The 24,794-nt window shown below is 69.4% G+C and carries 22 protein-coding genes; 16 read left to right on the forward strand and 6 right to left on the reverse strand.

The annotated features are described in order from the left end of the window. The first annotated feature begins 118 nt into the window (after nt 1–118). From KB893_RS02730 to KB893_RS18670, 9 genes are all read left to right on the forward strand, one after another. Nucleotides 119–1,102 carry an SPFH domain-containing protein gene (locus KB893_RS02730; protein ID WP_211927700.1) on the forward strand — a complete coding sequence of 328 codons (984 nt, stop codon included), beginning with the start codon at nt 119–121 and terminating at the stop codon, nt 1,100–1,102. A gap of 3 nt (nt 1,103–1,105) precedes the next feature. Continuing rightward, nucleotides 1,106–1,540, forward strand: coding sequence for an NfeD family protein (locus KB893_RS02735; RefSeq protein WP_377730896.1), 435 nt, complete (start codon nt 1,106–1,108; stop codon nt 1,538–1,540). Nucleotides 1,541–1,724: 184 nt separating this feature from the next. Further along, complete coding sequence (gcvT, locus tag KB893_RS02740; protein WP_211927701.1) at nt 1,725–2,828, forward strand: glycine cleavage system aminomethyltransferase GcvT; 1,104 nt, start codon at nt 1,725–1,727, stop codon at nt 2,826–2,828. Beyond that, the gene (locus KB893_RS02745) at nt 2,825–3,454 is read left to right on the forward strand and encodes a 2-hydroxychromene-2-carboxylate isomerase (protein ID WP_213173410.1); all 630 of its coding nucleotides are present in this window, start codon (nt 2,825–2,827) and stop codon (nt 3,452–3,454) included. The genes gcvT and KB893_RS02745 overlap by 4 nt, the downstream gene beginning before the upstream one ends. An 86-nt stretch (nt 3,455–3,540) precedes the next feature. Then, nucleotides 3,541–3,936, forward strand: a complete 396-nt coding sequence (gcvH, locus tag KB893_RS02750) for a glycine cleavage system protein GcvH (protein ID WP_213173411.1) — start codon at nt 3,541–3,543, stop codon at nt 3,934–3,936. Between the two features lie 82 nt (nt 3,937–4,018). Further along, a complete protein-coding gene (gene gcvPA / locus KB893_RS02755; RefSeq protein ID WP_213173412.1) occupies nt 4,019–5,371 on the forward strand; it encodes an aminomethyl-transferring glycine dehydrogenase subunit GcvPA in 1,353 nt (450 codons plus the stop codon). A gap of 114 nt (nt 5,372–5,485) precedes the next feature. Continuing rightward, nucleotides 5,486–5,764, forward strand: coding sequence for a hypothetical protein (locus tag KB893_RS02760; protein ID WP_213173413.1), 279 nt, complete (start codon nt 5,486–5,488; stop codon nt 5,762–5,764). Between the two features lie 50 nt (nt 5,765–5,814). Beyond that, complete coding sequence (locus KB893_RS02765; RefSeq protein WP_213173414.1) at nt 5,815–6,144, forward strand: hypothetical protein; 330 nt, start codon at nt 5,815–5,817, stop codon at nt 6,142–6,144. A 13-nt stretch (nt 6,145–6,157) separates the two neighbouring features. After that, nucleotides 6,158–6,670 carry a hypothetical protein gene (locus tag KB893_RS18670; RefSeq protein ID WP_211927511.1) on the forward strand — a complete coding sequence of 171 codons (513 nt, stop codon included), beginning with the start codon at nt 6,158–6,160 and terminating at the stop codon, nt 6,668–6,670. A gap of 155 nt (nt 6,671–6,825) precedes the next feature. Here the strand turns inward: KB893_RS18670 and KB893_RS02775 are convergent, their stop codons facing one another. Continuing rightward, nucleotides 6,826–8,058 (reverse strand): serine hydrolase domain-containing protein, encoded by a 1,233-nt coding sequence (locus KB893_RS02775; RefSeq protein WP_211927510.1) that lies wholly within the window; start codon nt 8,056–8,058, stop codon nt 6,826–6,828. Nucleotides 8,059–8,133: 75 nt separating this feature from the next. On the opposite strand from KB893_RS02775, the gene KB893_RS02780 reads away from it, so the two are divergent. The 3 genes from KB893_RS02780 to KB893_RS02790 all read left to right on the forward strand — a co-directional run bounded on the left by KB893_RS02780 (nt 8,134) and on the right by KB893_RS02790 (nt 12,063). Further along, complete coding sequence (locus KB893_RS02780; protein ID WP_377730888.1) at nt 8,134–8,730, forward strand: LemA family protein; 597 nt, start codon at nt 8,134–8,136, stop codon at nt 8,728–8,730. 25 nt (nt 8,731–8,755) lie between these two features. After that, nucleotides 8,756–10,651: a M48 family metallopeptidase gene (locus KB893_RS02785; RefSeq protein WP_211927509.1), complete on the forward strand. Its 1,896-nt coding sequence runs from the start codon at nt 8,756–8,758 to the stop codon at nt 10,649–10,651. 71 nt (nt 10,652–10,722) lie between these two features. Next, nucleotides 10,723–12,063, forward strand: coding sequence for an NTP/NDP exchange transporter (locus tag KB893_RS02790; protein ID WP_211927508.1), 1,341 nt, complete (start codon nt 10,723–10,725; stop codon nt 12,061–12,063). Between the two features lie 186 nt (nt 12,064–12,249). Here KB893_RS02790 and KB893_RS02795 read toward each other — a convergent pair whose 3' ends face one another. Together KB893_RS02795 and KB893_RS02800 are read right to left on the reverse strand one after the other, a co-directional pair. Further along, on the reverse strand, nt 12,250–14,724 hold the full coding sequence (locus KB893_RS02795) for an acyl-CoA dehydrogenase (RefSeq protein WP_213173415.1): 2,475 nt from the start codon (nt 14,722–14,724) through the stop codon (nt 12,250–12,252). Further along, entirely contained in the window at nt 14,721–15,614 is an 894-nt protein-coding gene (locus tag KB893_RS02800; protein ID WP_213173416.1) for an alpha/beta fold hydrolase, read from the reverse strand. Before KB893_RS02800 ends, KB893_RS02795 begins: the two co-directional genes overlap by 4 nt. A 144-nt stretch (nt 15,615–15,758) precedes the next feature. On the opposite strand from KB893_RS02800, the gene KB893_RS02805 reads away from it, so the two are divergent. From KB893_RS02805 to KB893_RS02820, 4 genes are all read left to right on the forward strand, one after another. Then, nucleotides 15,759–16,367, forward strand: a complete 609-nt coding sequence (locus tag KB893_RS02805) for a TetR/AcrR family transcriptional regulator (RefSeq protein ID WP_211928018.1) — start codon at nt 15,759–15,761, stop codon at nt 16,365–16,367. Nucleotides 16,368–16,464: 97 nt separating this feature from the next. Beyond that, entirely contained in the window at nt 16,465–17,601 is a 1,137-nt protein-coding gene (locus KB893_RS02810; RefSeq protein WP_211928017.1) for a hypothetical protein, read from the forward strand. A 127-nt stretch (nt 17,602–17,728) separates the two neighbouring features. After that, nucleotides 17,729–18,289: a 2OG-Fe(II) oxygenase gene (locus KB893_RS02815; protein ID WP_211928016.1), complete on the forward strand. Its 561-nt coding sequence runs from the start codon at nt 17,729–17,731 to the stop codon at nt 18,287–18,289. Between the two features lie 41 nt (nt 18,290–18,330). Beyond that, nucleotides 18,331–19,890 carry a tetratricopeptide repeat-containing sulfotransferase family protein gene (locus tag KB893_RS02820; RefSeq protein ID WP_213173417.1) on the forward strand — a complete coding sequence of 520 codons (1,560 nt, stop codon included), beginning with the start codon at nt 18,331–18,333 and terminating at the stop codon, nt 19,888–19,890. A gap of 16 nt (nt 19,891–19,906) precedes the next feature. On the opposite strand, the gene KB893_RS02825 is transcribed toward KB893_RS02820, so the two are convergent. From KB893_RS02825 to KB893_RS02835, 3 genes are all read right to left on the reverse strand, one after another. Next, nucleotides 19,907–20,566 carry a putative 2OG-Fe(II) oxygenase gene (locus KB893_RS02825; protein WP_211928257.1) on the reverse strand — a complete coding sequence of 220 codons (660 nt, stop codon included), beginning with the start codon at nt 20,564–20,566 and terminating at the stop codon, nt 19,907–19,909. An 84-nt stretch (nt 20,567–20,650) separates the two neighbouring features. Further along, nucleotides 20,651–23,560 carry a TonB-dependent receptor domain-containing protein gene (locus KB893_RS02830; protein WP_213173418.1) on the reverse strand — a complete coding sequence of 970 codons (2,910 nt, stop codon included), beginning with the start codon at nt 23,558–23,560 and terminating at the stop codon, nt 20,651–20,653. A 211-nt stretch (nt 23,561–23,771) separates the two neighbouring features. Further along, nucleotides 23,772–24,746 carry an XOO1806 family protein gene (locus tag KB893_RS02835; RefSeq protein WP_211928280.1) on the reverse strand — a complete coding sequence of 325 codons (975 nt, stop codon included), beginning with the start codon at nt 24,744–24,746 and terminating at the stop codon, nt 23,772–23,774. Between the last annotated feature and the right edge of the window lie 48 nt (nt 24,747–24,794).

A 24,794-nucleotide genomic window follows, 5' to 3' on the forward strand; every position in this document is an offset into this window, starting at 1 on the left:
CGTGGGCGAGGCGACTTCCGGTCCGGGCGGGCACCCGGGTTCTGCCGCGGCTCCGGTCGTTCCGCCGCGGCCTATACTCGGCGAGCTGACGGCAGGGGTGCCGGGGGAGATCGAGGGGATGGAGATGATGACCGTACTGGTCGGGGTGCTCGTGGTGTTCGCGGTGATCACCGCGTTCAAGGGCATCCGCATGGTGCCGCAGGGCTACGAATACACGGTCGAGAAGTTCGGCCGCTATACGCACACGATGAACCCGGGCCTGCACTTCCTGGTCCCGTACGTGCAGGCCGTGGGCCGCAAGATGAACATGATGGAGCAGGTGCTCGACGTCCCCAGCCAGGAGGTCATCACCAAGGACAACGCGGCGGTGAAGGTCGACGGGGTGGTGTTCTTCCAGGTGCTGGATGCGGCCAAGGCCGCCTACGAGGTGGCCAACCTCGAGATCGCGATGATCGCGCTGACCCAGACCAACATCCGCACCGTGATCGGCTCGATGGACCTGGACGAGTCGCTGTCCAACCGCGAGGTCATCAACGCGCAGCTGCTGAACGTGGTCGACCAGGCGACCAACCCCTGGGGGCTCAAGGTCAACCGCATCGAGATCCGCGACATCCAGCCGCCGCGCGACCTCATCGATTCGATGGCGCGGCAGATGAAGGCCGAGCGCGAGCGCCGCGCGGTGATCCTGGAGGCCGAGGGCCACCGGCAGTCGGAGATCCTGCGCGCCGAGGGCGAGAAGCAGGCGGCGATCCTCGAGGCGGAGGGCAAGAAGGACGCGGCCTTCCGCGAGGCCGAGGCGCGCGAGCGCCTGGCCGAGGCCGAGGCCAAGGCGACCGCCATGGTCTCCGACGCCATCGCCGCGGGCAGCGTCAACGCCATCAACTATTTCGTCGCGCAGAAGTACATCGAGGCCTTCAAGGCGCTGGCCGAAGCGCCGAACCAGAAGTTCGTGCTGATGCCGATGGAGGCCTCGGGCGTGGTCGGCTCGCTCGGCGGCATCGCCGAACTCGCGCGCACCGCGTTGGGCGAGGCCGGCGCCACGGCCAAGCCGGGCGACGTGCCTCCTGCCTCGGCGCGCGCGCGGTTCATGCCGGAGGGCTGAGGCGTGCGCGGGGAAAGCCTGTTCTGGATCATCCTGGCGATGGCGCTGTTCGGCGCCGAGGCGCTCGCGCCCGGCGCCTTCCTGCTGTGGTTCGGGATCGCCGCGGCGGCGATGTTCGCGATCACCCTGGTCGTGCCGGACATCTACTGGGTCTGGCAGGCGATCGTGTTCGTGGGCCTGGCCACCGCCTCGACCTGGGTCTATCGCACCTGGTTCATGCGCAACGAGCGGCCGAGCGACCGGCCGCTGCTCAACCGCCGCGCCGAGCAGCTCGTCGGCCGGGTGGTGCCGCTGGAGACCGCCATCGTCGACGGCCGCGGCCGCGTGCAGATCGGTGACGCGTTCTGGACCGTCGTCGGCGAGGACCTGCCCGCCGCGACGCGGGTGCGGGTGGTGGGCGTCGAAGACGGCGCGCTGCGGGTGGAGCCTGCCTCCTAGCGTTGCCCGGGGCCGGGGCCGAGGATCGGCCGCAGGACCCGGAACGCCGCGCGCCGGCCCCGAAGGCCGGCCCCGGGTCCGGAACCCCGCGGGGCGGCGGCCCGTACTCCGATCCACGGCCGGCTCCCGCTCGGCCCGGGCGAACCCGCATACTTGCCTGCTCCCCACGCCGCCGGAGCGCCCCATGCCCAAGCAGACCGTCCTCAACGCCACCCACCGCGCGCAGGGCGCGAAGATGGTGGACTTCGGCGGCTGGGACATGCCCATCCACTACGGCTCCCAGCTCGACGAACATCATGCGGTGCGGCGCGCAGCCGGCATGTTCGACGTCAGCCACATGACCGTGGTCGACCTGACGGGCGATCAGGTGCGACCGTTCCTGCGCCGCCTGGTCGCCAACTCGGTCGACAAGCTCAAGGTCGCCGGCAAGGCGCTCTACACCTGCATGCTCGACGAGCAGGGCGGGGTCATCGACGACCTGATCGTCTACTACCGCGACGAGCGCAGCTTCCGCCTCGTGGTCAATGCCGCCACCCGCGACAAGGACCTGGCCTGGATCCAGGCGCAGGCTGCGCCGTTCGGCATCGAGGTCCGCGAGCGGCCGGAGCTGGCGATGATCGCGGTGCAGGGCCCGAAGGCGCGTGCGGCCGTGATCGGCCTGCTGCCCGGGGACGCAGGCGCTGCGGTCGAGGCGCTGGGCAAGTTCGCCGCGGCCGAGGTCGGCAGCGACTTCGGTCCGTTGTTCGTCGCCCGCACCGGCTACACCGGCGAGGACGGGTTCGAGGTGGTGGTCGAGGAGGGCCATGCGGTGGCGCTGTGGAATGCGCTGCGCGAAGCCGGTGTCGCGCCCGCCGGCCTTGGCGCGCGCGACACGCTGCGCCTGGAGGCGGGCATGAACCTCTACGGCCAGGACATGGACGAGAGCGTGTCGCCGTGGGAGGCCGCGCTCGGCTGGACCGTCGCGCTCGACGGCGACCGCGACTTCAACGGCCGCGCCGCGCTCGAGGCGCAGAAGGCGGCCGGCGGCGCCCGTCGCATGGTGGGCCTGGTGATGGACGAGAAGGGCGTGCTGCGCCATGGCCAGCGCGTGCTCACCGACGCCGGCGAGGGCGAGATCCTGTCCGGCACCTTCTCGCCGACGCTGGGCAAGGCCATCGCCTTCGCCCGCGTGCCGTCCGGAGAACTCGGCGCGGTGCGTGTCGACATCCGCGGACGCGAGGTGCCGGTGCGGGTGGCGAAGTTCCCGTTCGTGCGCGACGGTCAGGCGCAGCCGGGCGTGCTGTCATGAACGCCCGGCCCGCGCTCGACTACTTCCTGACCTGCATGTCGCCGTACGCCTATCTCGGGCATCGCGCCTTCCTGGCGCTGGCCCAGCGGCAGGGCGTGGCCGTGCGCTACCGGCCGGTGCGGCTGCTGCGCCAGTTCGAGGAGACCGGCGGCCTGCCGCTGGGCAAGCGCGCGCCCGCGCGGCAGCGCTATCGCCTGCTGGAGCTGCAGCGCTGGCGCGCGTTCCGCGAGCTGCCGCTGAACCTGGCGCCGAAGTTCTATCCGGTCGACGCCGAGCACGCCGACCGCTGCATCCTCGCCCTCCTCGACGCCGGCCACGATCCGGGCGAGTTCGTCTTCGCGGTGCTGCGCGCACTGTGGGCGGACGAGCTCGACATCGCCGACCGCACCGTGCTCGAGGGCCTGCTCGCCCAGGCCGGCATCGCCGAGGTGGAATCGATCCTCGATGCCGCGCAGGACCCCCGACACGGCGCCGCGCTGGACGCCAACACCCGCGACGCGATCGCGCTGGACCTGCCGGGCGTGCCCGGCTACGTCCGCGATGGCGAAGCCTTCTGGGGCCAGGACCGGCTCGACCTCCTCGAGCACGCGATCGCCAGCGGACGCGCGCCGTACCGGCCCGGCTGACGGTCGCGTACGGATCGGCTCTCCGAATACAATCCGCGGCGCACGGCCCCGTGCCGCCCCACGACCCCTTTCCAGGAGCACCGCGCATGAGCGAGATCCCCGGCGACCTCAGGTTCCTCAAATCCCACGAATGGGCGCGCGTCGAGGACAGCGGCCACGTCACCGTCGGCATCTCCGACCACGCGCAGTCCCTGCTGGGCGATCTGGTCTACGTCGAGCTGCCGAACGTGGGCGACCGCGTCGAGGCCGGCAACGCCTGTGCCGTGGTCGAGTCGGTCAAGGCCGCCTCCGACGTCTACGCGCCGATCAGCGGCACCGTCACCGCGGTCAACAGCGCGCTGACCGACAAGCCCGAGACCATCAACGAGGACGCCTACGGCGAGGGCTGGATCTTCGTCGTCGAGACCGACGAGGCCGATGCCGTCAACGAGCTGCTGTCGCCCGACGATTACGCCGAGCTCCTGGAAGACGACGACCACTGACCTTCGGCGTCATCCCGCACTTTCCCGACGACGGCCGCCTGGCGGCCGTCGTCGTTTCCGCGACCAACGAGATTCCTGACCCATGCCCTTCATTCCCCATTCCGACGACGACGTCCGCCAGATGCTCGCGACGATCGGCGCGGACGACATCGAGGCGCTGTTCGACGAGATCCCCGCCTCGCTCAAGGTCCGCTCCCTGGAGAAGGTTCCGGAGGGCCTGTCGGAGATGGACGTGTCGCGGCTGATGCGCGAGCGTGCGCGCGCCGACGAGGTCGAGCTCAACTTCGCCGGCGCGGGTGCCTACGAGCACCACATCCCGGCGGCGGTGTGGCAGATCGTCGGTCGCGGCGAGTTCTATTCGGCCTACACGCCATACCAGGCCGAAGCGAGCCAGGGCACGCTGCAGCTGATCTACGAATACCAGACGATGCTGACGCGGCTGACCGCGACCGACGTCTCCAACGCCTCGATGTACGACGGCGCCACCGCGCTGGCCGAGGCGCTGCTGATGGCCGAGCGTAGCCAGCGCCGGGGCGGCGCGCGCCGCGTGCTGGTGCCCGAGTCGGTGCACCCGGCCTACCGGCAGACGGTGCGCGCGATCCTGGACCTGCAGCAGATCGAGGTGGTCGAGCTGCCGTGCCCGGGTGGCTGCCTGGATGCGGCGACGCTGGCCGCGGTCGAGGGCGACTACACCGCGCTGGTCGTGCCGCAGCCGAACTTCTTCGGCGTGCTGGAGGAGGCCGATGCGCTCGCCGACGCCGCGCACGCCGCCGGCGCGCTGGTGGTGGCGGTGGTCAACCCGATGTCGCTGGCGCTGCTGAAGCCGCCGGGCGAGTGGGGCGGGCGCGGTGCCGACATCGTCTGCGGCGACGGCCAGCCGCTGGGCGTGCCGCTGTCCTCGGGCGGGCCCTACTTCGGCTTCCTCGCGTGCAAGAAGGAGCTGGTGCGCAACATGCCGGGCCGCATCGTCGGCCGCACCGTCGACGTCGACGGCCGCGACGGCTACGCACTGACCCTGCAGGCGCGCGAGCAGCACATCCGCCGCGCCAAGGCGACCTCCAACATCTGCACCAACCAGGGTCTGCTGGTCACCGCGGCGACCATCTACCTCTCGCTGCTGGGACCGCAGGGCCTGGCGGCGGTCGCGCAGCGGTCGCTGGCCAACCTCGCGGCGCTGCGCGAGCGGCTCGTCGCGATCCCGGGCGTCGAGCCGCTGTTCGCCGGGCGCGAGCACTTCCACGAGACGGCCTTCCGCCTGCCGAAGCCCGCCGCCGAGGTCGTCGAACGGCTCGCCGCTCAGCGCGTGGTGGCAGGCGTCGCGCTCGGCGACTTCTACGCAGGGCGCGACGACGTGCTGCTGGTCTGCACCACCGAGACCAAGCGCGCCGAGGACCTCGACCGCTTCGCCACGCTGCTGGCCGACGCGTTGCGCTGAGCGCATCGCGGCATCGCCCATCGACGCCCGCGTCGCTCGCTGCGACGCGGGCGTTTCGTTTGCGCAGTCCGCGCATTCGTATCGTTCCGCGTGCGCATCGGGCGTGCGAAACGCGTGTTCGCGCTGCCGAGCAGCGATCGACGATGCGAGGTGCAGGCGAACGCGACGGATGCGTGCAAAGCATGCATCGCACCTTCGCGCGATGGCGGTGCGGCGTGCGGCGCATTGGCTGAAAGCCTTGTGCAGCAAGGCTTTCAGACCATCATGCGGATGCGCGGGACGATGCGCCGGGAGCGAGGCATCGCCCGCGCTGCTCTGCAGGCGCATCGGCATCGGCCCGCAAAGCCCGCAGTGGCGCGGCTTTGCGCGCTGAAACTTGTTGACAGTGTCTGACCCCCTGATTAGGTTTCGCCGCAACAACGCGATCGCGCAGACGAGTGAGCTTGAGCAAGACGTCGACGAGGGCATTCGAGTACGGGTCCATCCGGTATGCATCTTCGGTGGATCGCAGAGCAGCTTTCCCTCGCAAAAACGCATCGCACGCATCGATCGACCGACGCCCTCGCCAGTTCGGCGTGGGCGTTTTCGTGTCGGCCAGTCGGGGGGGCGTTCGCGACCATGGTCGCGGGCGGTGGTCGACGATCGATGCATCGATCCGGATCGCGGCGTTCGACGCCGCGGGCGGTGACCGCGACGTCGTCGCGGTGTCCAGCCGGCTCCTCCGCGCCGGTTGTTTCGCTTTACCAGTACTGGGCAATCCGAAAGCCAACTGACGAGGAGTTGACCATGGCTACCAAGAAAGCCGCGAAGAAGTCCGCCAAGAAAGCGGCGGCCAAGAAAGTGACGAAGAAGGTCGTCGCCAAGAAGGCCGTCAAGACCACCAAGAAGGTCGCAGCCAAGAAGCCGGCCGCCAAGAAGGTCGCGAAGAAGGTCGCGAAGAAGTCCGCAGCCAAGAAGCCGGCTGCCAAGAAGGTCGCCAAGAAGTCGGTGGCGAAGAAGGCCGCGGCCAAGAAGAGCGCCGCCAAGAAGCCGGCGGCGAAGAAGGTCGCCAAGAAGTCGGTGGCGAAGAAGGGCTCTGCCAAGAGCGCCGCCAAGAAGCCGGTCGCGAAGAAGGCGTCCGCCAAGACCGCCGCCCGGAAGCCGGTCGCGAAGAAGGCGTCCGCCAAGACCGCCGCCAAGAAGCCGGCCGCCAAGACGGCCGCCAAGACGGCCGCCAAGAAGCCGGCTGCCCGCAAGGCCACGAAGAAGGCCGCTCCCGCTCCGATGCTCCCGCCGACCCCGGTCGCGCCGGTGCTCTGAAGCGGACCCCGACTGCCGTAGTCCGACTCTCTCCCCGCAGCCCAGGCGGGGAGGGAGCTTTTCCGGTCATTCCCGCGCGCCGGCCCGCTGTCCCATGCAGTCCGCGAAGCCGCGTCCGCCTCCGCGCCGCCTGACCGTAGTCTCCCGACCCCGCTTCAGCGATTGCGCCGGCGCACGCGGTCGACCTGGACCCAGTCGCGCCCGGGCAGACCCAGCACGCTGTCGATGAAGGTCGGCATCAGCCCGGTCGGCACCGCGCTCTCGCTGTTCCACAGCACCACGATGCCGACGTCGCGGTCCGGCAGCAGCGCGATGAGCGTGCGGTAGCCCTGTACGGCCCCGCCGTGGAACACCAGCTTGTGGCCGGCGTAGTCGTAGATCCGCCAGCCGAGCCCGTAGTGCGCGTCGCGCAGGCGCTCGTGCCGCCACGGCGTGTGCCTGATCTCGCTGGGCGTCGACACCTGAGCGCGCTGCGTTTCCTCGAGCACGGCAGGCGGCAGCACCTCCGGTCGATGGCCGAGCTGCGCGATCGCCCACTGCGCCATGTCGCGCGGGCTGGCGTTGACGCCGGCCGCCGGCGGCACCCGGTAGTAGGACTCCTTCGGTCGCACCGGCACCCAGCCGCCGCGCCCACGCACGTGCGGGCGCGCCCAGCTCGGCGTGTTCTCCAGCGCCTGGCGGCCGTAGGTCGCGGTGTACATGCCCAGCGGGTGGAAGATCCGCTTCTCGACCTGGTGCGAGTAGAAGTCGCCGGTGGCGGCGAACACCAGGTCGCCGATCAGGCTGAAGGCGATGTTCTGGTAGGCGTAGCAGTCGCCGGGCTTGCACGCCAGCGGCGCCGTCGCCAGACGGTTGGCCAGCACCTGGTAGGGCTCGTCGGCCTCGAGGTCGCGGTCGTAGGTGTTGTGCGGGAGTCCCACGCGATGGCTGAGGATGTCGCGCGCGGTCAGCGCCTGCGCGCCCTCGAGGTCCTTGAGCTTGAACGCGGGCAGCTGGTCGACCAGGCGCGTGTCCCAGCTCAGCGCGCCTTCCTGCACCAGCTGGCCGGTGACGGCACCGGCGAAGGCCTTGGACAGCGAGGCGAGGCGGTAGGCGGTGTCGGGGCCGGCCGGCTGGCGGCTGACGGTGTCGGTCACGCCATACGCGTCCTGCACCAGCACCCGGTCGCCCTGGACCACGGCGATGCCGATGCTGGGAATGCGCGCGGCCTCGACCACGCGCTCGGCCAGCCGTGCGATGTCGCGGGCCTGGCTGCCGTAGTCGCGCTCGGCGGTCGCGGTGACCGAGCCGGAGGCGCCGCTGGCGGCGGCCGGCGCGCTGGCGAGGGCGAGGAGGGCGGCCCCGAGGAGGCCGGTGAGTGCGGATGCGGCTGTTTTCTTGGCTGACATCGCCTGCGTATGCTTGGGTTCGGACGGCGTCATCGTGCGCACGGTGCGCGCGACCCGTCCAGGGGGAGGATGAGGATGACGATCGTACTGGTCGTACTGCTGATGATCTTGGCCGGTGTCGCGTTCTGGGGCATCGGTATCTACAACGGGCTGGTGACCTCCCGCAACGGTTACCGCAACGCCTTCGCCCAGATCGACGTGCAGCTGACCCGGCGCCACGATCTCATCCCGAACCTGGTGGAGACGGCGAAGGGCTATCTCGCCCACGAACGCGAGACGCTCGAGGCGGTGATCGCCGCCCGCAACCGGGCGGTCGGCGGGCTCGACGCCGCCAAGTCCAGCCCCGGCGATCCGGCCGCGATGCAGCAGCTGGCCGGCGCGGAGAATGCCCTCACCCAGTCGCTGGGCCGGCTGTTCGCGCTGTCGGAGGCCTATCCCGACCTCAAGGCGAGCCAGACGATGATGCAGCTCAACGAGGAGCTGACCTCGACCGAGAACCGGGTCGCCTTCGCACGTCAGGCCTACAACGATTCGGTGATGGCCTACAACAACAAGCGCGAGGTGTTCCCCTCGAGCGTCGTGGCCAACGCCTTCAACTTCGCGCCGGCGGCGCCGCTGGAGATCGGCGCGGACGAGGCGCACAAGCGCGAGGCGCCGCAGGTCCGCTTCTGAGGGCGGCGCGCGGCACGGGCCCGGCATGAACTTCTTCGAGCGTCAGGACGTCGCGCGCCGCCAGTCGCGGCGGCTGGTGTGGATGTTCGCGCTGGCGGTGGTCGGCATCGTGGTCGCGGTCGAGGCGGCCGTCTTCCTGGTGCTGCACCGCCCCGGCGAATCGGCGGCCGCGCTCGCCGGGCCGCTGCTGATGGCGGCCGTGCTGACCCTGGCGGTGATCGGGCTGGCGTCGCTCTACCGGGTGGCGAGCCTGCGTCAGGGCGGCGCGCACGTGGCCCGGCAGCTCGGCGGCGTGGAGATCGGCGGGGACGGTGGCGATCCCGACTACCGCCGGCTGCGCAACGTGGTCGAGGAGATCGCGATCGCCTCGGGCGTGCCGGTGCCGGCGATCTTCGTGCTGGAGCACGAGCCCGGCATCAACGCCTTCGCCGCCGGCTACGCGCCCAGCGATGCCGCGGTGGCGGTGACCCGCGGCGCGCTCGACGCGCTCAACCGCGACGAGCTGCAGGGCGTCATCGCCCACGAGTTCAGCCACATCCTCAACGGCGACATGCGGCTCAACATCCGCATGATGGGTGTGCTGTTCGGCATCTTCGTCATCGCGCTGATCGGGCGGAAGGTGCTGATCTACGGCCGTGGCGGCCGCGATGCGCGCAGCGCTGCGGCCCTGCTGGTGGCCGCCCTGGTGGCGATGGTGGTGGGCTATCTCGGGCTGGTCCTCGGCCGCCTGATCAAGGCGGCGGTGAGCCGCCAGCGCGAGTTCCTGGCGGATGCCTCGGCGGTACAGTTCACGCGGCAGACCCGCGGCATCGCCGGGGCGCTGAAGAAGATCGGCGGTCTGCCGTCCGGTTCGCGGCTGGCCGACCGCGCCGACGGCGAGGAGGTGAGCCACATGCTGTTCGGCGAGGGGCTCGGCTTCTCGGGCCTGTTCGCCACGCACCCGCCGCTGGTCGAGCGCATCCGCGCGCTGGAGCCGGATTTCCGCGAGGAGGACCTGCAGGCGCTGGCGGCGCGATGGCGTGCCGCGCCGCCGCGGGGCTTGGACGAGGACGTGGCGCTGGGTCTCGCGCCGGCGGCAGGATCCGCTGCGTCGACGCGTGCCGACGCGCGAGAGCTTTCCGAGCGCGTGGCCGCGCCCGGCGAGCGCGACTACGAGCGCGCCGGCGCGCTCGGCGCGTCCGTCCCTGGGTTCCTGCACGCTGCGGCGCACGATTACGGCGGCGCGATGACCCTGGTGCTGGCCCTGCTGCTGGCGCGGGACGACGCCGCACGCCGACGCCAGCTCACGGTCGTCGAGGCGCGCTACGGCCGGGCCGCGGTCGCCGAGATCGGCCGGTTCCGCGCGGACGTCGAGCGGCTCGATCCGGCGCTGCGCCTGCCGCTGGCGGCGATGGCCTTCCCGCGCCTGCGGCGGCGGCCACGCCCGCAGCTCGAGCTGTTCGTCGAGACGGTGCGGACGCTGTCCGACGCCGACGGCCTGATCGACCTCTTCGAGTACTGCCTGGCGCAGATGCTGCGCGTGCAGGTCGTGGAAGCGCTGGATCCGGGCCGCCACTGGCGGCCGGGACGGCGCCGGCTGGACCAGGTGCGCGAGCCCGCGCTGTGCCTGCTCGCCGTGCTCGCGCATGCCGGCCATGCGGACGAGGCCGCTGCGCGGCGCGCGTTCAACGCGGGCGTCGCGGCGCTGTTCGCCGACGGCACCGCCGTCGCCTACGAGCCGCCCTGCGGTGGTCCGCAGGTGCTCGATGCGGCATGGCCGGCACTGGACGCGCTCGATCCGCTGGCGAAGGCGCGCCTGGTCGAGGCGCTGGCGCAGGCGGTCGGCCACGATGGACGGGTCGGCGTGGCCGAGGCCGAGCTGCTGCGTGCGACCTGCGCCGTGCTGCATTGCCCGCTGCCGGCGATCCTGGGCGACGACTGAGCCGCCTGCGATGGCGGGGCGTGCCCGCGCTGGGCTAAGGTGCGCCGCGACCGAGAGGAGTGTGTGCGCCGATGACCGAACGCCTGCAGCGAACGCGCGCCGCGCGCGGGCGTTGGCCATCGCGACGGCCGCTGGCCGATCTGCCGGGCGGCACCGCGATCCCGCTGGTGTGGTCGTTCCTGTACTTCTTCTTCCTGCTCACCGGTTACTACGTGCTGCGGCCGGTGCGCGACGCGATGGGCGCCTCCGCCGACGTGGCCGCGGTGTTCCCCGCATCGATGATCGACTGGTTCCAGGCGCGCGGGATCAGCCTCGGCGACTTCACCCTGCAGGTCCTGTTCACCGGCACCTTCGTTGCGATGCTGCTGCTGCAGCCGGTCTATGGCGCATTGGTGAGCCGTTTTCCGCGCCGGGTGTTCCTGCCGGTGGTGTACCTGGTGTTCATCGCCATCCTCGTCGGCTTCTACTTCGCCTTCGACAGTGGCACGAGCGGGCGCGGCGCGGCGTTCTTCATCTTCGTCGCCGTGTTCAACCTCTTCGCGGTGGCGGTGTTCTGGAGCTACATGGCGGACGTCTTCGCCAACGAGGACGCCAAGCGCGTGTACGGCTACATCGGCGCCGGCGGGACCCTCGGCGGGTTGCTCGGGCCGGAACTCACGACGTGGCTGGTCGAGCCGCTGGGGGTGGCCAACATGCTGCTGATCTCGGCCGCCTTCCTCGGGCTGTGCCTGCTGTGCATCGTGATGCTGATGCCGCACGCACGGCGGCGCGAGGGCGGGCAGCGGCGCGGCGAGATCGGCGGCGACATCCTGGCCGGCTTGCGCCTGGTCGCCCGCGAGCCGCTGCTGCGGGCGATCGCGCTGCTGATCTTCTTCGGCGTCGGCGTCGGCACCCTGCTGTACAACGAGCAGGCCGCGATCGTGCGCAGCCTCGCGGCGGACGACGCGCGGGTGGCGGTCGCTTTCTACTCGCGGCTCGACCGCTGGATCAACTGGCTGGTGCTGATCGTGCAGGTGCTGCTGACCCGGCGCCTGCTGGTCCACCTCGGCGTGGCCAAGGTGCTCATGATCCCGGCGCTGGCGATCCTCGCCGGCTACATGCTGCTCGCCGCGTCGCCGTTGCCGCTGCTCATCGCCATCGTCCAGGTCGGCACCCGCGCCGGCGAGTTCGCGATCGGCAAGCCCGCGCGCGAGACGATCTACACCCGCGTCGCGGCGGAGTGGCGCTACAAGGCCAAGGCGGCCATCGACACGGTCGTCTACCGCGGCGGCGACCTCACCTTCGTCTGGGTGCACAAGCTGTTGGCGGCCGGCGGCTCGCACGTGGTGTTCGGCGCCGGCATCCTCGTCGCCGCCGCGATGACCCTCGGTGCCTGGCGTGTCGGCCGCGAACAGGCGCGCTTGCCGGAGTAGACGCCGGCCGGGACGCTGCCAACGGCCCGCGGCTGCGCGCTCGTGATCCGCAAGCGGCGCCCGACTGCGCGCAGCGGGTGGGGCTCAGGAGGCGCGACGGGGCCGCATGGCCGGCGGGCGAAACGGGTGCCGGGGATCGCGCCGGACGCGTGGCCGGGCGGGATCTTCCCGCCCGGCGCGACGGGCTCAGGCGGCCTCGGCCGCGTCCGCGAGGCGCACGATCTGCCGTGCGCCGGCCGCCTCGAGCTCGGCGTGGTCGAAGTCGTCGACGGTGATGGCGTCGAGCGTCATTGCCCGCAGCTCCTCGAGCTGGGTCTTCTCGACGGCGCTGATCCAGCCGCGCTCGACGCCGGCGGCCAGCTGCGCGTCGTACGGCGCCGTCTCCATGTCGCTGCCCTTGAGCGCCTTCAGGAACTTGCGCTCCACCGGCTCGGCCAGGACCACCTTCGGCAGGTAGGAATTGATGCGCCCGGCCGGGTTGTTGTCGCAGGGCGTGACGAAGGTGCCGTGGGCGAGGCGGTCGCGGGCGTCGCCCGGCGTCATCAGCAAGGCGGCAGCGCGGCGGCCGAGGCGGTCGCTCGGCGCCTGCGCGCGGCGTCCCAGCGGGAACACCAGCATCCACAGCAGCCAGCCGATCGGCCGCACCGGGAAGTTGCGCAGGGCGCCCGACAGCGCCAGCTCCATCTTGTGCACGGCGTCGTGGAAGGCCCAGGCCAGGAGCGGCTGGTCGGACGTCGGCCGGCCGTTGTCTTCGTACCGCTTGAGCATCGCGCTGGCGATGTAGAGCTGGCTCAGCACGTCGCCGAGCCGGCCGGAGAGCTTCTCCTTGAACTTGAGCTTGCCGCCGAGGGTGAGCATGGAGGTGTCGGCGCACAGCGCCAGCGCCGCCGAGTAGCGGTTGAGCTTGCGGTAGAAGCGGCGGGTGTAGGCGTCGCCGGGCGCGCGGCCGAAGCGGGACGCGGTGAGGCCCATCCACAGCGCACGGACGGCGTTGGAGACGGCGAAGCCGATGTGCGCGAACAGCACCCTGTCGAACTCGCGCAGGCGCGTCTTGCGCTCCGGGATCATCGCCGCCTGCATCTCCTTCAGCACCCACGGATGGCAGCGGATCGCGCCCTGGCCGAAGATCATCAGGCTGCGGGTCATGATGTTGGCGCCCTCGACGGTGATGCCGATGGGCGTGCCCTGCCAGGCGCGGCCGAGGTAGTTGCGCGGCCCGAGGATGATGCCCTTGCCGCCGTGGATGTCCATGGCGTCGCGCACGACCTCGCGGCCCATCTCGGTGCAGTGGTACTTGGCGATGGTCGACGGCACGGCGGGGTTCTCGCCGCGGGTGACGGCCGCGGCGGTCGCCTCCGACAGCGCGCTGACCGCGTAGGCGTTGCCGGCCATGCGCGCCAGCACTTCCTCCACGCCCTCGAAGCGTCCGACCGACAGCCCGAACTGCTTGCGGATGCGCGCGTAGGCGCCAGTGGCCACGGTGAACAGCTTGGAGCTGCCGCTGGCGGTCGAGGGCAGCGTGATCGAGCGGCCGATCGACAGGCACTCCACCAGCATCGCCCAGCCCTTGCCGGCGTACTCCTCGCCGCCGATCAGCGCCGACAGCGGGACGAACACGTCCTTGCCGCGGATCGGGCCGTTGTGGAAGGGCACGTTGAGCGGGAAATGACGGCGGCCGATTTCCATGCCCGGCGTCTCGCGCGGGATCAGCGCCAGCGAGATGCCGAGGTCGGCCTTCTCGCCGAGCAGCTTGTCCGGATCGTAGAGGCGGAAGGCCAGGCCGATGATGGTCGCCACCGGCGCCAGGGTGATGTAGCGCTTCTCGAAGTTGAGGCGGATGCCCACGACCTCCGCTCCGTTCCACTGCCCGGTGCAGACCACGCCGGTGTCGGGGATCGAGGTCGCATCCGAGCCCGCGAACGGGCCGGTCAGGCCGAAGCAGGGAATCTCGCGGCCGTCGGCCAGGCGCGGCAGGTAGTGGTCCTTCTGCTCCTGGGTGCCGTAATGCATCAGCAGTTCGCCCGGGCCGAGCGAGTTCGGCACGCCGACGGTCGAGCTCAGCAGGCTCGACACCGACGCCAGCTTCTGGATCACCTTGTGGTGGGCCAGTGCGGAGAAGCCGAGGCCGCCGAACTCCTTCGGAATGATCATGCCGAAGAACTTGTGCGTCTTGCAGAACGCCCAGACCTCGGGCGACAGGTCGGCGCGCACGTGGGTCGCCTCCCAGTCGTTCATCATCCGGCACAGCTCCTCGCAGGGGCCGTCGAGGAAGGCCTGCTCCTCCGCGGTGAGCGTGGCCGCGGGCTGCGACAGCAGCTTGTCCCAGGCGGGGCGGCCGGAGAACAGCTCGCCCTCGAAGCCGACCGTGCCGGACTCGAGCATCTGCCGCTCGGTCGACGACAGTGGCGGCAGGATCTTCGTGTAGAACTCCAGCAGCGGCGCGGTGATGCGCTTGCGCCGGAAGTCCGGCAGCAGCAGCGGTACGGCGACGGCGGCAAGCAGCAGCGCGCACACGGCGACGGCGATGCCGTTGCCGCCGAGGGCCCAGGACACCAGAAGCAGGACCGCGCTCAGGCCGGCCCAGACCGGCAGCGACAGCCTGTGATAAGCGGCGATGCCGCCCGCCAGCAGCAGGGCGAGGATCGGAAGGAAGATGCTCATGACACGGCTCCGGATGCGCGACGCGATGAAGGAGAAGCGGAAGGGGGTGCGAGGCCGCCGAGGAACGGCAGGACCGCCTCGACGAAGGCCTGGTTGTCGTCGCCGGCGACCATGTGGGTCGCGGCGGGAAGCTGGACGTGGCGCGCGTGCGGCGCCAGCGCGAGAAACTCCTCGACCGTCGCGCGCGAGACCAGGTCGCTGCGGCCGCCGCTGACCAGCAGGGTCGGCACGCGCAACGCGCGGGCGGCCTCGGCTACCAGCGGCTGGAAACGGGCGGTGTCGTGGGCGAACTCGGTCAGCAGCCGTGGATCCCAGTGCCAGTGCCAGCGGCCGTCGCGCTCGCGCAGGATCTCGCGCAGCTGTGTCGCCGTCTTGCGTGCGCGGTGGGGCAGGTAGGCGGCGATCGCATCGGCGGCGGCCTCCAGGCTTGCGAAGCCCTCGGGATGGGCGCGCATGAAGCCGAGGATGCGTTCGACGCCGGCCTCTTCCCAGCGCGGCGTGATGTCGACCAGGACCAGGGCGCGGAATGATGCGGCGTGGTGCTGGGCGAGCAGGCCGAGCAGGCCGCCCATCGATGCGCCGACCAGGACCGGCGCCGGCGCCTGATCGGCCATGGCGATCAGGTCCGCGACGAACGTCTCGCCGGCATAGGGAACGTCGACGGGGTTCCGCCCGGAGTCGCCGTGGCCGCGGGCGTCAAAGCGGATCGAGGAGTGCCCCGCCGCAGCCAGGATCCGGGCGCTGCCGTCCCAGGCGCGTCGGGTCTGGCCGAAGCCGTGGGCGAACAGCACCGGCGCGCCGCTGCCCCCGCGGGTGCGGTCGAAGGCGAGGCGGGTGCCGTCCGACGTGGCCAGGACTTCGGCGGATGCGGTGGCTGGCGAGATGACCATACGCAATAGTATGGATCTCGCTTCGGGAGCGCGTCAACGCTGCTCCCGGGCCATCCACGTGCCTGATGTCCAACGGTTTATCCAGCGCCCGCGAGTGCTGCGCGCGCTAGGCGCCCCAGCGACGGGCCGGTACACTCGATCGTTATGCCTGCACAGAACGACGCTTCCGCAAGCTCCCGGCCGAAGGCCGACCGCCCCGGCCGCCTGAGCGCCGACGACTGGTCCCAGGCCGCGCTCGACCAGATCGCCGAGCAGGGCGTGGCCAGCGTGGCGGTCGAACCGCTCGCGCGCCGGCTCGGGGTCACCAAGGGCAGCTTCTACTGGCACTTCGCATCGCGCGACGCGCTGCTGGTCGCCGCGCTCGAGCGCTGGGAGGCGATCGAGCAGGAGACCGTGTTCGGACGGCTCGAGCAGATCCCGCAGCCACGCGAGCGCCTGCGCGCGCTGTTTCGGGTCGTTGCCCAGGAAGTGACGCCCCACGCGATCTACTCGGAACTGCTCAAGGCGATCGACCATCCCGCGGTGCAGCCGGTGATCGAGCGCGTCTCCGGGCGGCGTCTCGCCTACCTGACCCAGGCGTTCCAGCAGGTCGGCCTCTCCGGCGACGCCGCCCAGCACCGCGCGCGCCTGACCTATGCCGCCTACGTCGGCTTCCTGCAGCTCAACCGCCAGCTCCACCAGCCGCGCCTGCATCACGACGAGTTCGAGGCCTACGTGGCGCACATGATGGCGACGTTGATTCCCGAGGGCTGATCCCTGTCTGCCTGCGCCGCATCGCGCCGCGACGCGTAGCACATCCCTCGACAGGTGTCGCCCGGCGATCGGCACGGTCGCCGCACGGACGGCGACGGTGGGTTCAGTCGCCTGCTTCCACCATGCCGGCTCATATCACAGCCGAAGCTGGCTGGACGATTCCCGTCTTCCCGGCTCGGCGTCGTCGGTGGTCGACATGCAGTTCGCAAGCGCCTCTCATTTTCCGGTCGACCTGCACGTGCCGGGGCGTCGCTTCGGATTCCTGCGGATCAACGAGACGGTGCTGGAGCGATCGACGTTCCTCGACAACCGGATCGAGGCGCCTCTGCATCAGGCGGAGTGGCGCTCGCTGGAAGAGGTCGCTGCGTCCGTCCCGCAACCGGCAGCGCCGCCGATGTGGCTGCTGCATACCTCGTTCTGCTGCTCGACGCTGCTCGCCCGCGCCTTGCACCTGCCTCCTTCATCCGTCGCGCTGAAGGAACCGCTGATCCTGCGGCGGCTGGCGGATGCGCAACGTGCGGGATGGGCGATCGATCCGTTTCTTCCGCCCACTGTGGCCCTGCTCGCGCGCCCCTGGCATGCGGGAGGGCGGGTCGTGGTCAAGCCCACCCACGTGGCCCTCAATGTTGCCGCGGCCCTGGTCGAGGCGGCGCCCGGCTCGCGGGCGCTCGCCATCTCGACGGGTATCGAGGCATTCCTCATCTCGAACCTGAAAAAGCCGCCAGCGACGCAGCAGAAGATTCCGGAACTCGCGCAACGGGCGCTGGAGGCGAGCGGGCTTGCCGCCCGGCTGCCGCCGGCTGCTTTGGCCCCGCCCGACATGTGGGCGGTGGCGGCGCTGCAGTGGTGCGCGCAGCGCGAGACGCTGGCATCGATCCGCACACGGATCGGCGATCAGCGCTTCCGGATGATCGATGCCGATGTGCTGCTGGAGGATCTTCCGGGGCATGTCGCGGCCGTCGCCGACTGGTTCCAGCTGCAGCCGAGCGCGACCCGGCTGCGGTCGCGCGTCCAGGCCGTCTCGACGGTTCATGCCAAGAGCCCGGGCGAGATCTACGACTGGACTGACCGCGCGCGGGAGACGCGCTACCTGCTGCAGCAGTATGGGGACGATCTGCGGCGGACGTTGGCCTGGGCGGAACGGTGGGTCTACCCTGCGATGTCATCCGATGCCTTGGCGCTCGAGCGTACCGCGCCTCAGTACCTGGCTGGAGCAGCCGGCGCTTCGGCGTGAAAGGGCAGTCGCTCGACAGCGACGCGCTTCTCCGGTGACTGCCGGTGCGCAACAATGTGGCGCAGCTATCGTCGGTCAGCCCTGCTGATCGGCAGCCCACCAGCCACCAGCACAGGAGCCCGTCGCGATGAAGCTTGAATCCGCACGCAGCGCCATTGTCGACGGTCGGCCCGTGCAGGTGTTCGACGGTCTGCTGCCGGATCCCGGCAACTATGCCCAGGCGCTTGCGACGGCGCCGTTCCGGAGGTCCGAGCAGGCTCGTGCCGACACGCCGGAGTATCGACACTGGGCAAGCGAGACGCCGGTCGACGTTCTGGCGCGGCAGCCGATCGGGACGATCACCGCGCAGGCGGTGATGGCGGCGACCGGTGGAGCCCGGTACCGCCCCTTCCGGGCGTACACGAACAGCAACGCCTATGGCGACATGCTCTTCAGCCATGTCGACTGCGCGCCGGACGTCGGCGACGTCACCGCCCTCTGGTACCTCTGCGATCGCTGGGACTTCGAGTGGGGCGGCGAGACCGTGTTCTTCGACGCACGCCAGGAGATCGCGTTTTCGGTCCTGCCGAGGCCCGGCAGGCTCGTGGTCTTCGACGGCGCCATCCTGCATTGCGGGCGACCGCCAGCCAGGATCTGCTACGGTCCCCGCTTTACCTTTGCCATCAAGTACGAACGTGTTGCTGGTTGACCTTCGCGTCCTCTGGCGATAACTGCCGCGCGCATACATCAATGAGTCTTCGCATCGAGCGGCTGCGTACGCGTAGTCAGCACTACCTGACCCTGAAGCAGTGGGACGCCGCAGCCGCGAGCTATGAGTCGCTGCTGGCTGTTGAGCCCGACGATGTCGACGCGCTCCTCGGATATGCGAAGGCGCAGAGCAGCCGCGGCAGGGTGCGCGCTGCACATGCCGCCGCCTTGCGTGCGCATGCACTGGCACCGCGGGAGCCGCGACAGGTGCTGGAGCTGGCAGGGCGCCTGCGTCTGCTGAACGAGTCGGGTCTGTTGGTCGATCTGCTGCGGCAATCGGGCATCGAACGGCACGATGATCCGGATGCGCTCCTGGAGCAGGCGCTGAGCGCGAGCACCATCAATGCCCATGAGGAGTCCCTGGTGCTGGTGGACCGGGTGCTCGAGCTGGCGCCGGACCTTCCCGAAGCCCGCTATCTCCGCGGCAACGTCATGATGTTCTTCGGGCGCATGGACGAGGCGGAAGTCGAACTCGAACGTGCGATCACCCTCAAGCCGGGCTATGCACAGGCGCACTGGGTCTTGTCGCGGCTGCGGCGGCAGACGCTCGAGCGCAATCACGCACAGCGCATCCGGGCCCGGCTCGCCGAGGTTCGCCCGGGCGGCCACGGCGAGACCTACCTGTCCTTCGCTCTGCACAACGAGCTCCACGATCTCGGACAGTACGCGGATGCATGGCGTGCGCTGGAACGGGGATGCGCCGCAAAACGCGGTCTCGCTCCCCACGACCGAGCGGTGACCGCGCGTCTCTTCGATCGACTCAAGCAGCTGTGCACAGCAAACTTCGTGAACCCCGGCCCTGCACCTGAGGGATCATTCGTGCCGATTTTCGTCATCGGCATGCACCGCTCCGGAACGACCCTGCTCGAGCGCATCCTTGGCGGTCATTCGCAGGTGGCCGACGGTGGTGAAACGTATCTCTTCACGGGTCAGATGAAGATCGCGGCGGATACGCACGTCTCCGGCGTGCTCGATCAGCGCCTGCTGGACAGGGTTTCGGACGTCGACTATCAGGCGGTGGGTGCCGGTTTCCTGCGGGCATCCGCCTGGCGCGCGCGAGGCCACGCCTACCTCACCGAAAAGCTGCCCTCCAATTTCCTGCACGCCGGGTTCATTGCGAAGGCGCTGCCGCAGGCGCGCTTCCTGCACATGCGTCGCGATCCCCGCGAGACCTGCTTCTCGAACCTGCGCACGCTGTTCTCGGACATCGCGAGTTACTCGTACGACCAGCTCGACATGGCCGACTACTACCGCCGCTACCTCGACTTGATGGGTCACTGGCACGACGTGATGCCGGGCAGGATCCTCGACATCTCCTACGACGCGCTGGTCGAGGATGCCGAGGCGGTGGCCAGGGACGTATTCGCGTTCTGCGGGTTGTCCTTCGAACCCGGCACGCTCGACCTCAACCGAAACGGGGCGGTCTCCACCGCCAGCAGCGCACAGGTCCGCGGCTCCATCAGCAAGCGGAAGGTTCCCGATTGGCAGCACTACCGGCGGCACCTGCAGCCGATGCTGGAGGCGCTGGACGACCTGGTCTAGCTAAACGTTCGGATGCTCAGGCGCCGCGCATCTGGAACCAGCAGTTGAACGCCACGGTGATGCGTTCGTCGTTGCCGAAGAATGGCAACACTTCATGCTGTACCCATGACGGAAACAGCACGAGCTGCCCGCCCTTGAAGCGCAGGTTCCAGGTGCCGTGCTGGTAGGGCATGGCCAGCCGCGCATTCCCGGCATCAAGGAACATGTTGCTGTAGCCGTGCGGGTTGTGGAAGCGGAGCACCCCGGACTCAGGCTGATCCGGGACCTCCTCACCCGGCGAGACGCAATACACGCCGGACCACGACGCCATAGGGTGCGTGTGCGTGATGGTGAATCCGCCCCGTCTCGTCACGTGATACCAGGTGTGCGAGAAGATCTGCAGCCGTCGCATCTGACCATCGTCATAGCCGTTGAGATGTTGCACCGTCCGGCCGAGGACGCTCCAGCAGAACTCGCGCAGGCGCTGGATGGCCGGTTCCTGCCAGGCGAACAGCGTGAAATCGCTTTCGAACACGCCTCGCTGCTGGGGCAGCGAAGGGTTCGGGTTGCCGAACCCACCCTCGCTCTCCCGCTGGAGCAGAAGAGCCTTCAGCTGCGCGTTGAGAGCCGTGGCTTCTGGATGCATGGCATCGGCGAAGGGAACGGCAAAGGGTGGATAGATGTTGGGCTCAATCATCTGATGAGGTTCGCTATGAGGCTACGAGCATAAAAAATGCGGCCCCTTCCGGGGCCGCATTCGTGTCGCACATACCGACGTCGATCAGAAGCGCTGGGTGTAGCGGGCGTAGTAGAAGCGGCCCGGCACGTCATACTCAGGATCGAAGCTGTTGGCGAAGGTGGCCACCGAGCGCGGCGGCTCCTTCTCCAGGACGTTGTTCACGCCCAGGGTGATGCGACCGTTCCACGGCGTCTTCCAGTAGCCACTGACATCGTGGTAGGTGGTCGCGCCGATGTGGTTCTCGGCCGCAGCGATCGGCGTACCGTCTTCATCATCGACGATGCGATCCGGATCGGAGCAGAGGAACGAGTAGCCATAGTCGACGTAGGACTGGCAGTCTTCATCGAGTCCCGAGTAGAAGCGGACGTTCCAGGTCGCGCCGAAGTCGGCGTACTCCCAACGGGTCGCCAGCGTGGAGCGCAGGCGCCAGATGGGTCCGTACTCGCCCACCTGATTGCCGCCTTCGCTGACCTCACCACGAACGCCGTCGCCGTCCAGATCCTCTTCATACTTGGAGATATACGCGCTGTCGAGGGTGAACGAGAACGTGCCGTAGGCCGTTTCCGGGAGACGGTAGTTCAGGGTCAGATCGTAGCCTTCAACCTCGGTGCTGCCGATGTTGTTCTGGACCGAAAGCAGGTCTTCGATGCTGCCGTCGGGCTTACGCGTGATCAGCGAGCAGAAGTTTGTCAGGCCGTCGACGAAGCACGAGTTCAGGATGGCGTTGCCGGAGAACGTGGTGATGGTGTTCTCGAGCTCGATGTTCCACCAATCCAGCGAGATGTCGAAGCCCTGGATGTAGCTCGGGCTGTAGACGAAGCCCAGCGTCTTGCTGGTGGACAGCTCGGGCTGCACATTGGGGTTGCCGCCGACGGTGATGCGCTGCTGCTGGTTCGGAGCCACATAGCCGCCCTGCGGAACGCCGGATGCCACGCAACGGGCTTGGCCTTCCGCAGACAGGCTGCCGAACGAGGCGGTGCTGCACGGATCGTTGATGGTCGGGAACGAGTCCGACTGGCCCTGGAACAGCTCGGAGATGGAAGGCGCGCGGAAACCTTCCGTGTAGTTACCGCGGACCATCAGGTCGTTGATCGGCTTCCAGCGGAAGCCCGCCTTGCTGTTTTGCGTGTCGCCGAAGGTGCTGTAGTCGGAGTAGCGGGTCGCGATATTGAGGTCGAGCAGCTGTGCGCCCGGCAGGTCCGCGAGCAGCGGGATCTGCAGCTCGAGGTAGGCTTCGTCGACGTCGTAGCCGCCGTCGGTCGCGGTACGAGCATTACCGGTGGTGTCGCCGGCGTTGATCAGCGCGTCCGGATGATCGTAGCCAGACTCCTTGCGACGCTCCGCGCCCAGCGAGAACTGCAGCGGACCTGCTGGCAGCTCGAACACGTCGCCGGACAGCGAGGCGTACCAGTACTTGTTCTGGTAACCGTAGTTGTCATGCGCTTCGAAGCCGACGTAGTCCAGCATCTCCTGGGTCAGGGAGCCGTAGCCATAGAGGTCGAGCGGCACGCAGCCGCCACCCACTGGATTCGCCGCGGTGCCGCACTGCAGGTTGCCATCGGCGTCGACGAACGTCGGGCCGAGCGCGTTACCCAACGCGGTGAAGGTGAACAGGCCGTCGGTGGTGTCGCTCTGCTCGTTCTCGCCCCAGAAGTAGCCGGCATCCCATGCGAAGTAGCGATCACCGACTTCGAAGTCGCCCTCAAACCCCAGCGTGATCGCGGTGGTGTTCACATCCTGCATGAAGCGACGGCCGCCGCTTTCAGTGAAACGACGCTGGATGCGGGTGACGTCTTCGCCAAACGGATTGTAGGCGTTGTCCGCGGACCAGACGACGCCGGCGCCGTTCCCCGAACCGACCGTGCCGAGGGTGACGGGCATGGCGGCCAGCAGCTGCTCGGATTCGCGCTCGTTGTAGATGGCCGTGGCTTTGAAGCGCACATTGTCGGTGACATCCAGCGACGCGTTGCCGAAGATCGAGCGACGCTCCTGCGGAGTGAGCAGGTAATTCTCGGGAGCGAAGTTGTAGATGTCGGCGCCGCCGAAGGGACGCGCCGGGCTGCCGGGGCCGTCGGTGGTCAGCGTACCGGGGACGCAGCTTGCGCCGTCCGTTGCACCCGGGAACTGGTTGCCGGCAGCAACGTTGATCGGATTGCCGTCATCGTCAAAACGGCCGGTGAAACAGGCGCTGTCGCCGAAGCCGAAGCGGCCATCCGGAGTGGTCGAGCTGCCGAACGCGTTGCCGGTGCCGAAGGTTGGCTCGGCGGAGATCTCGCGATCGCCGGCCATGACCGGGTTTTCCTTGACGTAGCCGACGCCGAAGGTGGCAGTCCAGCGGTCGCCGACGCTGCCGATGGTGAAGTCGTAGGCTTCGCGGTTGCCGTCGCCCTTGTCGAACTGGCCGAAGTAGGCATTCGCCTCGGCGCCGTCGAAGTCGGTGCGAAGCACGATGTTGATCACGCCGGCGATGGCGTCGGAACCGTAGATGACCGAGGCGCCGTCCTTCAGGACGTCGATGCGCTCGACCGCGGCGGTCGGGATCGTGTTGAGGTCGACCGCGCCGCCGAGGCCGGTGCCGCCGATCCAGCGACGGCCGTTGACCAGCACCAGGGTGCGGTCGGAGCCGAGGTTGCGCAGCGAGACCCGGGTCTCGCCGTTGCCGCCGTTGTTGAACGTGCTGTTCAGCGCCGAGCCGCCGGTGCTCAGGTTCTGGATCACGTCGCCGATCGAGGTGAGGCCCTGCGACTGGACGTCCTCGCGGCTCAGCGAGAACACCGGCTGCGAGGTCTCGACGTCGACGCGCTGGATGCGCGAGCCGGTGACCTGGATGCGGTCGAGGGTGGTTGCTTCGGAGGACTGCGCGAGCACGGCCGGGGCCGTCATCGCCAGCCCCGTGCCCGCGAACATCGCGACCTTGATCGCATTGCTCAGCGGCTTGGTCTTAAACGTCATGACTCTCTCTCCAGAAAGGGCTTTCAAGTGCATCTGTAACCACCCCTGAACCGACGAGGAACCGGGGGTGCCTCCGGATCATAGCGGCTCTTCCAAGAGAATTAAAGTAGCGTTAACACACGCCGTCTTGACATCGATCTGGATGCAAAAAACCCCGGCGGGGCCGGGGCTTGCGGGTCGTTCCTGCTGCTTTTTCTATGTGATCGGCGCGTCAAAGATCCTGCTGGTAACGGACGTACGGCACCCGTCCGGCGTCTTCCGTCTCCTCGCCGGTCGTGCTGCTCCACGGGTTCTTGCCGCGGGTGACGATGTTGTCCGCGCCCACGCTCAGACGGCCCTGCCAGGGCGTGCGCCAGCTCAGGCCGAGGCCCAGGCTGCCGAAGCTGTCGTCCTGGCCCGGAAGTTCGGTGACGCGGCCGATGACCGAGCCGCTGAAGGCGCCGTAGCCGGCGCCGACGCCGACCGACGTGGTATCCCACTGGTCCGGCAGGAGCGCGGCCGCGGCATCGTTGGCCGGAACCAGGCGCGCGCGCGCGACGGTGCCGCCGATCTCGAGCCAGCCGTCGCTGCCGAGCTGCAGCACGCCACGCGCGCCGAGGTCGTCCTGCCTGACCTGCGCATCGACGGGAAGGGCCGACAGCGGATTGATCGACAGCCACTGGGGCAGCGACGAACCCGCCGTCGCCGCGCCTGCGAGCGGTGCGCCCTGGAGACGCGAGCGGGTGACGCCGGCTTCGATCGAGACGCTGGCGTCGCCCCGCTCCAACTGTGCCTCGAAGCCGAGGCGGCCCCCGCTCGCCGACTGATCGTCCATGCGTGCCAGCAGGCAATGCTCGGCGAGCCCGCCCAGCGTTGCCGCGAGGCCGCTCCTGCCGTTGCACAGCAGCGCCAGGTTGCCCATCGGCTCGGCCTCGAGCGAAGAACGCAGGCGGACGCCGTCACCCACCGTGCGGCTCGCCCCGAGACCGAGACCCGGGCGCGGCGCGAGCGGCGGCAGTGGCGCGTCGAACAGGCGCGACTCCTCTTCCGCCGGCTCGAGCAGAAGCAGCGCCTCCACCTTGCCGCTGTCGTGGTTCCAGACCGGCAGCACCGCGGTGTCCGTCGCCGTCGTCTGCGCAAGCGCCGGCGCTGTCGACCCGGCGAGGGCGAGGGCGGCGGCGAGCAGGCTGGTAGGCAGCGTCGTCATGGCGTGATGGACAGCGGAGGGCAGGGATGGTTCAGGGTCGATCGCGTC

Origin of the sequence: Coralloluteibacterium stylophorae (assembly GCF_018122625.2) — a bacterium.
In the GTDB taxonomy this organism is placed as follows: Bacteria; Pseudomonadota; Gammaproteobacteria; order Xanthomonadales; family Xanthomonadaceae; genus Coralloluteibacterium; species Coralloluteibacterium stylophorae.

Excerpts from the sequence above, each read along its gene's own strand:
- KB893_RS02730 (WP_211927700.1), top strand. The coding sequence starts at position 119 with ATGGAGATGATGACCGTACTGGTCGGGGTGCTCGTGGTGTTCGCGGTG.
- gcvT (WP_211927701.1), top strand. The coding sequence starts at position 1,725 with ATGCCCAAGCAGACCGTCCTCAACGCCACCCACCGCGCGCAGGGCGCG.
- KB893_RS02745 (WP_213173410.1), top strand. The coding sequence starts at position 2,825 with ATGAACGCCCGGCCCGCGCTCGACTACTTCCTGACCTGCATGTCGCCG.
- gcvH (WP_213173411.1), top strand. The coding sequence starts at position 3,541 with ATGAGCGAGATCCCCGGCGACCTCAGGTTCCTCAAATCCCACGAATGG.
- gcvPA (WP_213173412.1), top strand. The coding sequence starts at position 4,019 with ATGCCCTTCATTCCCCATTCCGACGACGACGTCCGCCAGATGCTCGCG.
- KB893_RS18670 (WP_211927511.1), top strand. The coding sequence starts at position 6,158 with ATGGCTACCAAGAAAGCCGCGAAGAAGTCCGCCAAGAAAGCGGCGGCC.
- KB893_RS02775 (WP_211927510.1), bottom strand. The coding sequence starts at position 8,058 with ATGTCAGCCAAGAAAACAGCCGCATCCGCACTCACCGGCCTCCTCGGG.
- KB893_RS02780 (WP_377730888.1), top strand. The coding sequence starts at position 8,134 with ATGACGATCGTACTGGTCGTACTGCTGATGATCTTGGCCGGTGTCGCG.
- KB893_RS02785 (WP_211927509.1), top strand. The coding sequence starts at position 8,756 with ATGAACTTCTTCGAGCGTCAGGACGTCGCGCGCCGCCAGTCGCGGCGG.
- KB893_RS02790 (WP_211927508.1), top strand. The coding sequence starts at position 10,723 with ATGACCGAACGCCTGCAGCGAACGCGCGCCGCGCGCGGGCGTTGGCCA.
- KB893_RS02795 (WP_213173415.1), bottom strand. The coding sequence starts at position 14,724 with ATGAGCATCTTCCTTCCGATCCTCGCCCTGCTGCTGGCGGGCGGCATC.
- KB893_RS02800 (WP_213173416.1), bottom strand. The coding sequence starts at position 15,614 with ATGGTCATCTCGCCAGCCACCGCATCCGCCGAAGTCCTGGCCACGTCG.
- KB893_RS02805 (WP_211928018.1), top strand. The coding sequence starts at position 15,759 with ATGCCTGCACAGAACGACGCTTCCGCAAGCTCCCGGCCGAAGGCCGAC.
- KB893_RS02815 (WP_211928016.1), top strand. The coding sequence starts at position 17,729 with ATGAAGCTTGAATCCGCACGCAGCGCCATTGTCGACGGTCGGCCCGTG.
- KB893_RS02820 (WP_213173417.1), top strand. The coding sequence starts at position 18,331 with ATGAGTCTTCGCATCGAGCGGCTGCGTACGCGTAGTCAGCACTACCTG.
- KB893_RS02825 (WP_211928257.1), bottom strand. The coding sequence starts at position 20,566 with ATGATTGAGCCCAACATCTATCCACCCTTTGCCGTTCCCTTCGCCGAT.
- KB893_RS02830 (WP_213173418.1), bottom strand. The coding sequence starts at position 23,560 with ATGACGTTTAAGACCAAGCCGCTGAGCAATGCGATCAAGGTCGCGATG.
- KB893_RS02835 (WP_211928280.1), bottom strand. The coding sequence starts at position 24,746 with ATGACGACGCTGCCTACCAGCCTGCTCGCCGCCGCCCTCGCCCTCGCC.